This window comes from Enterobacter sp. ODB01 (assembly GCF_001623605.1).
GTDB classification, from domain to species: Bacteria; Pseudomonadota; Gammaproteobacteria; order Enterobacterales; family Enterobacteriaceae; genus Enterobacter; species Enterobacter kobei.
The window spans coordinates 2,053,548-2,067,064 of the sequence record NZ_CP015227.1 but is presented as its reverse complement, the minus strand read 5'-3'; the positions used below and the strand labels follow the sequence as shown (position 1 = coordinate 2,067,064).

Here is a 13,517-nt window from a genome sequence, read left to right as displayed (position 1 = left end):
TGTTCCTCAGCCCTGTGCCCGTTCAGCCAGCCACAGGCGCAACTGTTTCTTATCAACTTTGCCGACCGGCGTCAGCGGGAGCGCATCCACGCTCTCCACGCGGTCCGGCAGTTTAAACTCGGCAACGCCCTCCTCGCGAAGGAAGCGGCGCACCTCGACCGCGCGCAGGGGCTTTTTCACCACCAGATACGCGCAGCTCTTTTCGCCCAGCAGGCTGTCCTCCATGCTCACCAGCGCGGCGTGGATCACCGACTCATGGCGCAGCAGCAGGTTTTCGATCTCTTCCGCGGCGATCTTCTCTCCGCCGCGGTTGATCTGATCTTTCTCGCGCCCCTGCACGGTGATATAGCCCTGCTCGTCGATGGCGATCAGATCCCCGGAGCAGTAAAAACCTTCTGCATCGAAGGCGCTGGCGTTGTGTTCCGGGCTGTTAAAATAGCCGCGGAAGGTGTACGGCCCGCGCGTCATCAGACGCCCGACTTCCCCGCGCGGCAGCGGATTGCCGTGTTCATCTGCCACCCACACTTCGTCGTCCGGACACATCGGGCGGCCCTGGGTATTGATGATGCGTTCCGGGGCGTCGTCGAGCGCGGTGTAGTTCACCAGCCCTTCCGCCATGCCAAACACCTGCTGAAGCTGACAGCCGATTTCCGCCGGAATGCGCGCGGCAAGCGTGGCGGAAAGGCGCGCACCGCCCACCTGCAGGAGCTTGAGAGATTTAAGCTGTGCGTTCCCCGCGCCGTCGGCAATCGCCTGCAACCACAGGCTGACCGCCGGTGGCACCAGCGAGGTGACGTTGATCTGATGTTGCTCAATTAACGGGAAGCAGAGCGTGGCGCTCGGGTCGCTCGCTAACACCACACAGCCACCCGCCGTGAAAACGCCTAACGATCCCGGCGAACTCATGGCGTAGTTATGCGCCGCGGGCAGCGCGTTCAGATAACGGGTCTTCGCGGTAATGCCGCAAATCTCGTTGCTGCGGCGGATGCTGTAGTCGTAATCGTTGTGCGTGCGCGGGATCAGCTTCGGCGTGCCGGTGCTGCCGCCGGAGAGCTGGAAGAAGGCCACTTCATCGGCGGGCGTCGGGTTCGGGATGAAATGGTCCGCCGGGCGGGCAATCGCCGCGTCCAGGGCGTGTTCGCCCTTATCGCCGCGCAGGAGCACAACGCGTACCGACCGATGCGCATCCACGAAGGTGTTGAGGAAATCATCGCCCGCGAACAGCGCGTGATCGCGATCGGCAATCAGCACGGCGGGTTTGATCTGCATAGCGTAGGCGTTCAGTTCGCTGCGCTGATGGCTAAAGAGCGCGTTGACCGGCGCGACGCCAATGTGCAGCAGCGCAAAGAAGGTCATGTAGAACTCAGCCACGTTGCCGAGCTGTACCAGTGCGGTCTCGCCACGGTGCAGCCCCTGCGCCTGAAGTGCGGACGCGAGGTTGTTCACCGCCTGATTAAAGTTACGATAGGTGATACGCCGATCGCCGTCGATAATCGCCGCGGCATCGCTGTCCGCATGGTCCGTCAGGATGTGGGTCAGCGGCAGATCCTGCCAGTAGCCTTTTTCTCGGTAGCGACGGGCAAAATCCTCCGGCCAGCGGGTAAAGGGAATGGTCATCAGTCTTCCTTAGTGCAAACCAAACACGTTGAGCATGGTGGAAAGCTTCACACCGGTTTCACGCCATTCGCCCACCGGAGAGGAGGCAGGCACAATGCCCGCGCCGGCAAACAGGCGAACGGTATTGTTATGCAGCCGCGCGCAGCGGATGGTCACCACCCACTCGCCGTTCCCTTCGCTGTCGCACCAGCCGACGATGCCGCCGAACAGCTCGCGATCAAACGGTTCCAGCTCGGCAATCAGCGCTTTCGCCGCCTGATGCGGGAAGCCGCTCAGGGCAGGCGTCGGGTGCAGCAGGCAGGCCAGCGTCAGGGCGTTCTCGTTTTCACGCGCCTCGCCCTCCACCGGCGTTGCCAGGTGCCACAGCGTTGGCGTGGTAATGAGCTGCGGAGAAGACGGCATGCTCAGGTGATGGCTGCGCGGTTCCAGAATCGCTTTCATCGCCTGGGTGACCAGGTCGTGCTCGTGGCGATCTTTTTCGGACGCCAGCAGCTTATTACCCGCCTCGCGATCCAATACGTCGTCCGGCTGACGACGCGCGGAGCCTGCCAGCGGCAGCGAGCTAAAGTGCGCGCCCTCTTTACGCAGCAGCAGTTCCGGGCTGGCGCCGAGCAGCACGCCCCCGTCCTCCAGCGGTACGTGGAAGTTAAAACTGGCCGGATTCTGGGCGATAAGGCGCTCCATCAGGGCACCGCTGTCCAGCTTTTTGTCAGCCGCGATATCAATCAGGCGCGACAACACCACCTTGTTCACCTGCGGGGTGGCGGTGAGCGACGCTGCACGCGCGACCATCTCTTCAAACACGGACTGCGCAGGGATCTCGGTGCGTTGTTGCACCTTCAGCGCCTGTGAACCGGAGAAATAACATGCGGATTGCTGACGCGCAGGACGGGAAAAGGTCTGCCAGCGTTGCGGAATAAACAGCGACGACGGCTTGCGGGTATCAAAGGGAATGGCACCCACCATCACCGGATGGGCAATGCCGCTGGCTTTCGCATTCCGGAAAGCCTGGGCTAATTTTTGCTGGAAGTGACCTGCCGGATCGTCGCCGCCGACGGCGGGTTCACTGAAGCGGGCAAAACAGCCGGAGGTGGTAAAACTGCGGTAAGGCGACATAAAGAAAAAGCTGTCTGATAGCAGCGTGGTCGCGGTGTGCTGAACTTCCTCAGCCAGGGACGTGTCCATATCATCCTCCACAAACGATAAAAGAAGCAATAATGATTATCATTTATATTTTCGTCGGCTAACCTAATCCCACAGCGCCCCGCTGTCAACCGTCGGACAAATAACTTATGCGACAAACGCTTGCATCCCTTCCCGGCAACCATGAAAATGAGAAGCATTATCTTCAACAAAAACAGGATGCCGAGCTGTGAATCTTCCCGCCCTTTTCCGTAATGCCCTTTTTTTAACAGGCGTATTTGTTTTAGGCGTTACCTCATCGATTGCCGCCGACTGGCCGCGTCAGGTCACCGACAGCCGTGGCGTTCATACCCTTGAGCACAAACCGACGCGCATTGTCTCCACCAGCGTGACCCTGACCGGCTCCCTGCTGGCAATTGATGCGCCGGTTATCGCCAGCGGTGCGACCACGCCGAATAACCGCGTCGCGGATGCGCAGGGTTTCCTGCGCCAGTGGGGAGACATTGCGAAACAGCGTAAGGTTGCGCGGCTGTATATTGGTGAACCCAGCGCAGAGGCGGTGGCCGCCCAAATGCCGGATCTGATTTTGATCAGCGCCACCGGCGGGGATTCGGCGCTGGCGCTGTACGATCAGCTCTCGGCCATCGCACCCACGCTTATCATCAACTACGACGACAAAAGCTGGCAGGAACTGCTGACGCAGCTGGGCACGATGACCGGACACGAAAAGCAGGCCGCCGAGCGCATTGCCGCATTTGATGAACAGCTCGCCCAGGTGAAGCAGCAGATGACGCTGCCGCCGCAGCCAGTGAACGCCATCGTCTATACCGCTGCCGCACACACGGCGAACCTGTGGACCACGGAATCGGCCCAGGGCAAGCTTCTGCACCAGCTGGGCTTTACGCTGGCGGACCTGCCTGCCGGGTTGCATACCTCGAAAAGCCAGGGGAAACGCCACGACATTATTCAGCTAGGCGGGGAAAACCTGGCGACGGGGCTAAACGGCGAAGGGCTGTTTGTCTTTGCCGGCGACCAGAAAGACGTGGATGCGATCTACGCCAACCCGCTGCTGGCGCATCTGCCAGCTGTGCAGAACAAGCGCGTCTGGGCGCTGGGAACGGAGACGTTCCGCCTGGATTATTACAGCGCGATGTTGGTGTTACAGCGTTTAGAGGCAATTTTCAGGTAATAACTGCGCCCGGTGGCGCTTCGCTTACCGGGCCTACGGGTGCAAAATGTAGGCCGGGTAAGGCGCAGCCGCCACCCGGCAAATCACACCGGAGCACTCTCCTGCCTGAACCGACGCAACTCCACCAAAACCGCCAATAAAATCACGCCAACAACGGCTAACACTAACCCGCTGCTGCTCGCCGAGGCCACCGGGCTCATGACGGCTCCCAGTCCGCCAAGGATCGCCGCACCGATCGCATCCCCCGTCACGTTCTGCGCGGTCCACAAACCGTTAATGCGCCCGAGCATCCCCTCCGGCGTCTGGGTCTGGATCAGGGTGTACTGTAAAAGCGAGCTGATGGCGCTCAGCCAGCCAAAGATCGTCAGACACATCACCCCGAGCGCCCACACCGGCATCAGGCTGAAGAAGCCAATGGCAACAAACGAGGCCAGCGTAGCAAGCAGCATAATCAGCCCCGGACGCCCGCTCTGCGCCAGATGACCGCTGGTCAACGCGCCGCACGCCGCGCCGAGCGGAATGGCGGCGTAGAGAATACCGATTTCCGAGGCGCTCATCTGCCACTCGCCCGCCAGCGCCGGGTACAACACGCGCACCGCGCTCGCCATGGTCAGCAGGCCACCGAGCAGCGCAATGCCGCCAATCAGCGGGTTGCTGAACAGAAAACGAATGGCCGCCATCAGGGACTTCAGCGGATGCTCACGCGGCTGCGGCGGAGGTGGCAGCAACGGCAGGCGCAGCAGCGTCAACGTGGTAATGAAGGTTCCCGCCGCCGCCAGCCCGTAGTTCCACGCCACGTTGCCGGTGGCCAGCAGCAGGCCACCCACCATCGGCGAAATCACCGAGCCGAGGCGCACGGTGAGCATGGTGATCGCCCCCGCCTGCATCAGATTCTCACGCCCCACCAGCGCAGGCGTCGCCGCCAGCAGCGCCGTCACGCCTAGCGAGGCAAAAAAACCGTCCCACAGCCCCAGGGCGTAAATTGCCATCAGCGACGGCTCCGGCAGCAAAGCGTTAATACACAGCCCGATAAAGCCCACGCCACAGGTGCCGCGCGCCAGCAGGATCAGTTTTTTACGCTCGTAGCGGTCCGCCAGCACGCCGCCGACCATCAGGCCGATAAACATTGCGCTGCCGGTTAACGTAACCGATAACCCCACCAGCCAGCTGGAGTGCGTCATGGCCTGGATCTGGACCGGCACCGCCACGCCGAGAAGCCCGAGGGACAAAATGGAGATAAAGCGCGCGATAAAAACGGCGCGATACGCCGGGTGCGTTTTGAGCAGGCTGAGGTTGAGCAGCCAGGATTTTTGATTCATGACAAAGCCTTGAGTCTATTTCTACCCATTCCATGGGCGCACATGCTAACATAGCCAAATAAGATAGATAACGATAATCACTATCATTATCAAATCATGGATGTTGCTATGTCGTTTTCCTCTTCTGCGGTGCGCGCCATTGCCGTGCCCGTATTATTGCTGCTGTTGATCCTTGCGATTGCACTCAGTCTGCTGGTTGGCGCGAAGTCCCTGCCCGCATCCGTTATTGTCGATGCGCTCTCCGGAAGCTGCCAGAGCGCCGACTGCGTTATCGTGCTCGACGCTCGTCTGCCCCGAACCCTCGCCGGACTGCTGGCCGGTGGTGCCCTCGGTCTTGCCGGGGCCCTGATGCAAACCCTCACCCGTAACCCGCTGGCGGACCCTGGTATTCTCGGCGTGAACTCTGGCGCCAGCTTTGCCATCGTGCTCGGCGCGGCGCTGTTCGGATTGACGTCACCTTCTGAGCAACTGGTGATGGCCTTTTGCGGCGCGCTGGCCGCCTCGCTGGTGGTCGCGTTTACCGGCAGCCAGGGCGGTGGACAGCTAAGCCCGGTACGCCTGACGCTGGCTGGCGTAGCGCTCGCAGCGGTGCTGGAAGGCTTATCCAACGGCATCGCCCTGCTCAACCCGGACGTCTACGACCAGCTGCGCTTCTGGCAGGCCGGCTCGCTGGATATCCGTACTCTCGACACGCTGAAAGTGGTGGCGCTCCCGGTCATTATCGCCGCCGCCGTGGCGCTGTTGTTAAGCCGGGCGCTCAACAGCCTCAGTCTTGGCAGCGACACCGCGACCGCACTCGGCAACCGCGTGGCGCGTACGCAGCTGGTTGGCCTGCTCGCCATCACCGTCCTGTGCGGCTGCGCGACCGCCGTGGTCGGCCCGATTGCCTTTATCGGCCTGATGATGCCGCACATGGCGCGCTGGCTGGTGGGGGCCGATCACCGCTGGTCATTGCCGGTCACCTTGCTTGCCACCCCGGCCCTGCTGCTGTTTGCCGATGTGCTCGGCCGTCTACTGGTGCCAGGCGAACTGCGCGTTTCGGTGGTCAGCGCCTTTATCGGCGCGCCGGTGCTGATCGTCCTGGTACGACGCAGACGCGGAGGTGGCGCATGAGGCTTCTGTCCCGTCGTTTAATAACCAGCGTATCTCTGCTGGTTATCGCCACGGTTATGCTGGCGGTCTGGAGCCTGCAAAGCGGTGCGGTCACGCTCGATTTCGTGCAGGTCTTCCACGCCCTCACGGGCAGCGCCCCGCGCAATATCACCCTGGTGGTCACCGAATGGCGACTGCCGCGGGTGGCGATGGCGATTCTGGTGGGCGCAGCGCTCGGGGTCAGCGGCGCGATTTTCCAGTCGCTGATGCGCAACCCGCTCGGCAGCCCGGACGTAATGGGCCTGAATACCGGAGCCTGGAGTGGCGTACTGGTGGCGATGGTGCTGTTCGGCCAGCACCTGACAGCCATCACCTTTACGGCGATGGCGGGCGGTATTCTGACGTCGCTGGTTATCTGGCTGCTTGCCTGGCGCAACGGCATCGATACCTTCCGCCTGATCATCATCGGTATTGGCGTGCGCGCCATGCTGATGGCCTTTAACACCTGGCTGTTACTGCAGGCCTCGCTGGACACCGCGATCTCCGCCGGGCTGTGGTATGCCGGTTCACTCAACGGCCTGACGTGGGGCAAAACCTGGCCCGCCGCACCGTTGATTTTGCTGATGTTTATCGGCGCGCTGCTGCTGGTGCGCCGCATGCGGCTGCTGGAGATGGGCGACGACAGCGCCTGCGCGCTGGGCGTGAGCGTTGAGCGCTCGCGCCTGATGCTGATGCTGGTGGCCGTATTACTGACCGCCGCCTCCACCGCCATCGCCGGGCCGATATCCTTTATTGCGCTTGTCGCCCCGCACATCGCCCGGCGTCTTAGCGGCACCGCGCGCTGGGGATTAACCCAGGCGGCGCTGTGCGGATCGCTGTTACTACTGGCCGCCGATCTCTGCGCCCAGCGGCTGTTTATGCCTTATCAACTGCCGGTGGGCGTGGTAACCGTCAGCCTCGGCGGGATTTACCTCATCGTCTTGCTCGTTCAGGAGTCACGCAAGAAATGACAGACACAACAACCCGCTTGCGCGGCGAAAACCTTACCCTTGGCTACGGCAAAAAAATCATTGCCCGTGATTTAACCGTCGCTATTCCGGACGGCCACTTCACGGCGATTATCGGCCCGAACGGCTGTGGCAAATCAACCTTGCTGCGCACGCTGAGCCGCCTGATGACCCCGGTTGAGGGCAGCGTGTTTCTGGACGGAGAGCAGATCCAGCGCTTCGCCAGCAAAGAGGTGGCCAGGCGCATCGGGCTGCTGGCGCAAAACGCCACCACGCCGGGGGACATCACGGTGCAGGAACTGGTCTCGCGCGGGCGCTATCCGCACCAGCCGCTATTTACCCGCTGGCGTAAAGAGGACGATGAAGCGGTAAACCGCGCGATGCAGGCGACGGGGATTACCGCTCTCGCCCAACAAAGCGTCGATACCCTTTCCGGGGGCCAGCGCCAGCGCGCGTGGATTGCGATGGTGTTAGCGCAGGAAACCTCCATCATGCTGCTGGACGAGCCAACAACGTGGCTGGATATCAGCCATCAAATTGACCTGCTGGAGCTGCTGAGCGAGCTGAACCGCACCCAAGGATATACGCTGGCGGCGGTGCTCCATGATTTGAACCAGGCGTGCCGCTACGCGACGCATCTCATTGCCTTGCGCGACGGTGAGATTGTGGCGCAGGGCGCGCCGAAGGAGATTGTGACGCCGGATCTGATCGCGCAGATCTACGGTATGCGCTGCATGATTATTGACGATCCGGTGGCGGGAACGCCGCTGGTGGTTCCATTGGGTCGGCGGTAATAGCCTGGTGGCGGCTACGCCTTACCCGGCCTACATTCAGCTCCCGTAGGCCCGGTAAGCACAGCGCCACCGGGCATTTGCACTATCCCAACATTTCCCTCAACACCGGCCCAATCTTCTCAAACGCCTGCGGCGAAATGATATCCACGTGGGCGCAATCCTGGCTATGCACCTCAAGCTCCGCCACCCACGGTGCCCAGGCGACCTGCGGATCCATCGTGCGCGTGCGCTCGGCGACAAACAGCGTCGCTTTGCCGTCAAACCGCGCGCTGTGCGCCGTGGTGAGCAGGCGCACCGCATCGGCGTAGTTGCCCTCGATGGCGCCAAACAGCTCGCTGCTGCCCTGCCCCTGCTGCGCGGCGATAAACGCCTGCCGCTCGCGCTCAATTTCCGCCAGCACTGCCGGGTCGAGGCCGTTGGCCTCTTTCTCCGCCCAGTTCTGGGTTTCCGGTGGCCAGGTATCCAGCAGGCCAAGGAACGCCACCTCTTCACCCTGCGCGCGCAAACGAGCGGCAATAGCCTGCGCCAGCGTGCCTCCGAGGGAATAGCCGAACAAATAATACGGCCCCTGCGGCTGCTGCTTAAGCAGCGTATTGAGGTGATGATCAATCACCCCATCCAGATCCGCACACTGCTGCATCGGCCCTTCCGGTCGGGGAGACTGAATGCCGGTGATAGACCAGTGTGGGCTGAGGTGGCGCGCCAGGACGCTGAACTGCCAGGCAAAACCGGACGCCGGATGGAAGCAGAACAGCGTCGGGCCATCGCTTTCACGCAGCGGCAGAACGGCTTCATACCCCAGACGCTGCGCCTGCTCGTCGTTCATTTTTAAGTCCAGCAGCGCACTGAGCTTGCTCACCGTCGAGGCGACCATAATCTGCCCCGGCGTGACCTTGCGGGCGAACGTGCGGCTGAGCTGCGCCGCCAGCCGCATCGCCAGCAGCGAGTGGCCGCCGAGGGCAAAGAAGTCGGCTTCGATATCGTTCACCTCGCAACCCAGCAGCGCGGCAAACGCCTGCGCCACGCCGATTTCGGTGTCCGTTTCCGGCGCGCGTCCGGTGATTTTGCTGGTCAACTCCGGCAGCGGCAGCGCCTTGCGGTCGAGTTTGCCGTTCGCGCTGAGCGGCAGCGCGCTGAGTTGCAGCAGCACCACCGGCACCATATGCGGCGGAAGCTGCGCCTTCAGCGATTCCAGCAGCGCATCGCGATCCAGCGGTAAACCGGATTCGGAGACAACGTATCCCACCAGCTGGCGGGCATCGCCCCCCGTTACCGCCGCCTGGTTGAACACGCAGGCATGCGCCACGGCCTGCGCCACGTCCGGCAGCGACAGCATCGCCCGGTCGATTTCGCCCAGCTCAATACGCTGGCCGCGAATTTTTAGCTGATCATCACTGCGGCCCAGATATTCTACCGCTCCGTTATCCAGCCAGCGGGCGACGTCACCGGTGCGATACATCCGCTCGCCCGGCGCGAACGGGTCGGCGATAAAGCGGCTGGCGGTGAGATCCGGACGCCCCAGATATCCCTGCGCCAGCTGAATGCCGGTGAGATACAGATCCCCCGCCACGCCGAACGGCACCGGGCGCATCATTGCATCCAGAATGCGCAGCCCCGTGTTCCACACCGGGAAACCAATCGGCACGCTATTGCCTTCAACGGCCGCCAGCTCAGGGCCAAACGCCGGATACCAGCTCACGTCCACCGCCGCTTCGGTCGGGCCGTAGAGGTTGTGCAGCGGCGCACGGGTGAGCTGTTCCCACTCGCGGCACAGCCCGGTCGGCAGCGCTTCGCCGCTGCAGAACACCTGCTTAAGCGTCCTGCAGCAGTCGACGTTTTCCGGCGTCAGCGAGGCGACAAACGCCGCCAGCATCGACGGCACAAAGTGGGTCGTCGTGACGCCATACCGGGCGAAGAAGCTCTGCATCGCCTGCGGGTCCCGGTGCGCATCCGGCTCGGCCATCACCAGCTTCGCCCCGGCGATAAACGGCCACCAGAACTCCCAGACCGAGACGTCAAAGCTGCACGGCGTTTTCTGCGCCACCACGTCATTCGCTGTCAGCGGGTAGTGGTTCTGCATCCACTTCAGGCGGTTAACGATGGCGGTATGCCCAACCATCACCCCTTTCGGACGCCCGGTTGAACCCGAGGTAAAGATGATGTACGCCGTCTGCTCCGGTTTCGCCACGCGCAGAGGCTCAGTACCCGCAGCAGGCAAAAGCATGTTGTAACTAAACGAAGCTATGGGCAGTTCGCTAAAGCGCGGAAGCTGCTCATCGGTGGTAATCAGCAGGGACGGCTTTGCGTCCTCCAGCATCATCCGCAGGCGGTCGTCCGGGTAACCGGTGTCCAGCGGTAACCACGCGGCGCCGGCTTCCACAATGCCGTGCAGGGCCAGCGTCAGGAATACCGAACGCGGGAGGACCACCGCCACGCTGTCGCCCGGCTTCACGCCGCGCGCACGCAGCAGGTTTGCCAGCGCGACCACCTGCTCGCGCATCTGGCGGTAGTTCAGCTCGATGTGCGCATCCGCCAGCGCGGGGGCGTCCGGCGTCCTGCTCGCCTGTTCCGCCACCAGCTCCGCGAGCGTGGTGGAGGGTAGCGCCAGCCCGGTGTCATTGATGCGCGCAAGCTGCGCGTACTCTTGCTCAGACACGGTTTCCACTTCCCCACATCGCAGGTCCGGGTTAGCGGCAAACTGCACCAGCATCGCGTTCAGGCGCGCGACGTGACCCTTCAGCGTTGTTTCATCGTAACGCTGTTTGCTGGCGAGAATTTCAATGCTTAATCCGCCCTGTTCGTCCGGGAACAAGGCCAGCTCGAGATCGTTCACCGGTCCGGTCGCCAGCGTGTGGGTGATGGCCTCTACGCCGTCGAGTTCCAGTTGATAATCGAACACCTTAACGTTCAGCACCGGGCCAAACAGGGCTTCATCACCCGCCGCCTTACCGCTGTCGCGGAGAATTTGCTCCGCGTCGTAGCGCTGATGGCGGCGCATTTTTTTCAGCTGGCTCGCCAGACGCAGCGCCAGCCCAGGCAGGCTCTCCTGCGGATCGATATTCACCGCAAGCGGCAGGACGTTGAGCACCGGTCCAGTTGCGGTCAGCGCGACGGAGCCCATGCGGCGCATAAAGATAAACCCGGCGGCGTAGTCCAGACGCCCGGTCAGGCGGCCCAGCCACAGCGCGACCATCGCAAGCGCCAGATCGGTACGCTGAGCCTGCCCTGCAGCCTGCGCAAGCTGGCTAAACGCGCTGCTGTCGGCGACGATTTTCAGGCGCAGGATGTCAGTTGTCGCGGCGCGCCCCGGCAGCGGCGCGGAAGAAAGAGAGACCGGAGGAGGAAGCTTTCTGCGCCGCGCTGCCCAGAAGTCACCGTCGCGTGCATACGCCTCGCTTTCACGATAGCGCTGATACTCTTCCACCACCTCAGCGAAGGGTGAAAAAGGAGATGGCGGCGTGGGGTCGCCCTTTTTCCATGCGGCATAAATGGCGGCAATCTGGCGGGTAATCGCCGGGAAACTGAAGCCATCTACCACTAAGTGATGATAACGCTGATACCAGTACCAGCGTTCTTCCCCCACCTGAATCAGCAGATGAAACGCCAGCGGTTGACCGCTGTCGACGCGCAGGTTCTGGTTGAGATCGGCTTCCATCAGCGCCACGGCGGCATCATGAGAGTCCACGCGAACGATGGACGGTTCCGGCAGCATGACGGTTTCATCCACCCACTGCCACACCTCACCGTTATCTTCGGCAAAACGCATCCGCAGGGTATCGGCCTGCATCATGCCTTCAGCAATGGCTTTTGCCAGCAACGGCGCGTCGATATCGCCCTTTAGCTCAGTGTAGTGCGCCACGCTCCAGGCATTTGGCAGCGCGGACAACTGCTCCGCCATCCAGATACCGGGCTGGGCGGCGACAAGCGGAAGACGGCTCATGCGTTTTCCCCCGCAAAATACGACGGCTCAAGCGTCTGCCAGTGTTCCGCCAGCCACTGCTGGCACACGTCCTGAGGCTGCGCTTCGCATACCACGCGCCAGCCCGCGGGCAATTCGCACTGCTGCGGCCACAGGCTGTACTGCCCCTGGTCGTTTTGCAAAATGACAAACTGTCCCTGCGGACTATCGAAAGGATTGCTGAATTCCATACAGACTCCGTTATTGAATAAGCGGCTGCCAGAGGGTCATCAGCCCCTGCGTCAGCCCACCGCGCCAGCAAAGCGCGTCGTGTCCGCCGTCAACCTGACGCCAGTAAACCTGCTGCGCGTGCAATTCGGCGTAAATCGCCTGATTCACGCGGAAGATAAGCGGTTCGTTGCGCCCGGCCTCAAGGACGATGCGCAGTCCGCGTGCGGTTTTTTCACCCGCTTTAAGCTGCCCGATGAGTAGCCCCTCCTGCTGTGCGCCGCGGTGCGGCCACCAGTAGGAACCGGACTGACTGAGCACGCAGCCAAAGCGCTGCGGCCAGTTGAGGCCCGCATAAAGGGAGGAAAGCCCGCCGAAGCTCTGACCCGCCGCCACGGTACGGTCGGCGCGGTCGCTGAAGGGGGCAATGCATTGTATGTGTGGGAGGAGTTCTTCCTGCACCGCCAGCCAGAAATCGGGGTTGCAGGGCAGCTCGCGGCTGCGGTGTGCGGTATCAATCACATCAATTAAGACATAGACCGCCGGGGGCAGTTTGCCTTCACGGGTAAGCGCGGCCAGCGCGGGCCAGACGGGCATGCTTTCGGCCCAGAACTGGCCATCAAGCAGCACCGCCAGCGGGCGCTCGGGGTTTTCCTCCCCGGTGGTAAAAATCCAGACTCGGCGGCGGTTTTTCAGGCGTGCGCTTTCCCAATCAATGCAGACCGGCGCGTGGTGGGGCGTATCAGGACGATCCCAGCCTGGCTGAACGGGTGCGCCCGGCATTTCCAGCGCCGAAACGGCATGACCGCGGCCACCGCGCCAGCTCTGCGGGTTAAGCGGGTCGGAAACCGCGTGCGGCAGCAATTTACCCCAGCCTTCGCGCAGCGCCATACGGTCCGGACTCTCGCCTTCAAACACCGCGTCGGCAAAATCGTTTTCATTCACGGAAGGGATAAAACAGTAGCTCCCCCGCCACGCGGGACTGAACTCTCCCTCCCACTGCCAGACGTCGGTATCCGGGATGCGTTTGAGGGACTGCGGGCGGGCATTTTGATGGTGATCGGTCACGCCGGTGATATTGAGCCAGACGTGTTTAATCGGTGACGAGGTCTGCGTTCCGTTCGGATCGCGCCACCAGAACGTGACGCGAAATTTACCGTTTTCAGGTTTCAAGTCAGGCCCGCTTTTCGACTGCCACCACGCTTCACTGCCCGTTGTTAACGCCGTCAC

The 13,517-nt window shown here is 62.3% G+C and carries 10 protein-coding genes; 4 read left to right on the top strand and 6 right to left on the bottom strand.

Annotation, left to right across the window (positions count from 1 at the left end; translation table 11 throughout):
• Window positions 1-6: 6 nt before the first annotated feature.
• Both entE and entC read right to left on the bottom strand, forming a co-directional pair.
• Window positions 7-1,617 carry a (2,3-dihydroxybenzoyl)adenylate synthase EntE gene (gene entE / locus A4308_RS09825; RefSeq protein WP_063308507.1) on the bottom strand — a complete coding sequence of 537 codons (1,611 nt, stop codon included), beginning with the start codon at window positions 1,615-1,617 and terminating at the stop codon, window positions 7-9.
• 9 nt (window positions 1,618-1,626) lie between these two features.
• On the bottom strand, window positions 1,627-2,802 hold the full coding sequence (gene entC, locus A4308_RS09820; RefSeq protein WP_063308506.1) for an isochorismate synthase EntC: 1,176 nt from the start codon (window positions 2,800-2,802) through the stop codon (window positions 1,627-1,629).
• Window positions 2,803-2,989: 187 nt separating this feature from the next.
• On the opposite strand from entC, the gene fepB reads away from it, so the two are divergent.
• Window positions 2,990-3,949 (top strand): Fe2+-enterobactin ABC transporter substrate-binding protein, encoded by a 960-nt coding sequence (gene fepB / locus A4308_RS09815; RefSeq protein ID WP_014882949.1) that lies wholly within the window; start codon window positions 2,990-2,992, stop codon window positions 3,947-3,949.
• Between the two features lie 83 nt (window positions 3,950-4,032).
• Here the strand turns inward: fepB and entS are convergent, their stop codons facing one another.
• The gene (entS, locus tag A4308_RS09810) at window positions 4,033-5,268 is read right to left on the bottom strand and encodes an enterobactin transporter EntS (protein ID WP_023332356.1); all 1,236 of its coding nucleotides are present in this window, start codon (window positions 5,266-5,268) and stop codon (window positions 4,033-4,035) included.
• A 108-nt stretch (window positions 5,269-5,376) separates the two neighbouring features.
• On the opposite strand from entS, the gene fepD reads away from it, so the two are divergent.
• From fepD to fepC, 3 genes are read left to right on the top strand one after another with little or no spacing between them, the layout of a single operon-like run.
• Complete coding sequence (gene fepD, locus A4308_RS09805) at window positions 5,377-6,381, top strand: Fe(3+)-siderophore ABC transporter permease (protein WP_014882947.1); 1,005 nt, start codon at window positions 5,377-5,379, stop codon at window positions 6,379-6,381.
• Window positions 6,378-7,370, top strand: coding sequence for an iron-enterobactin ABC transporter permease (gene fepG / locus A4308_RS09800; protein ID WP_045281628.1), 993 nt, complete (start codon window positions 6,378-6,380; stop codon window positions 7,368-7,370). Before fepD ends, fepG begins: the two co-directional genes overlap by 4 nt.
• Entirely contained in the window at window positions 7,367-8,161 is a 795-nt protein-coding gene (gene fepC / locus A4308_RS09795; protein WP_032637228.1) for an iron-enterobactin ABC transporter ATP-binding protein, read from the top strand. The genes fepG and fepC overlap by 4 nt, the downstream gene beginning before the upstream one ends.
• Before the next feature lie 82 nt (window positions 8,162-8,243).
• On the opposite strand, the gene entF is transcribed toward fepC, so the two are convergent.
• Genes entF through fes form a run of 3 tightly spaced genes read right to left on the bottom strand, consistent with a single transcriptional unit; the run spans window position 8,244 to window position 13,517 of the window.
• Window positions 8,244-12,101: an enterobactin non-ribosomal peptide synthetase EntF gene (gene entF, locus A4308_RS09790; protein WP_045281630.1), complete on the bottom strand. Its 3,858-nt coding sequence runs from the start codon at window positions 12,099-12,101 to the stop codon at window positions 8,244-8,246.
• A complete protein-coding gene (locus A4308_RS09785) occupies window positions 12,098-12,310 on the bottom strand; it encodes an MbtH family protein (protein WP_045281631.1) in 213 nt (70 codons plus the stop codon). Before A4308_RS09785 ends, entF begins: the two co-directional genes overlap by 4 nt.
• 10 nt (window positions 12,311-12,320) lie before the next feature.
• On the bottom strand, window positions 12,321-13,517 hold the full coding sequence (gene fes / locus A4308_RS09780) for an enterochelin esterase (protein WP_045281632.1): 1,197 nt from the start codon (window positions 13,515-13,517) through the stop codon (window positions 12,321-12,323).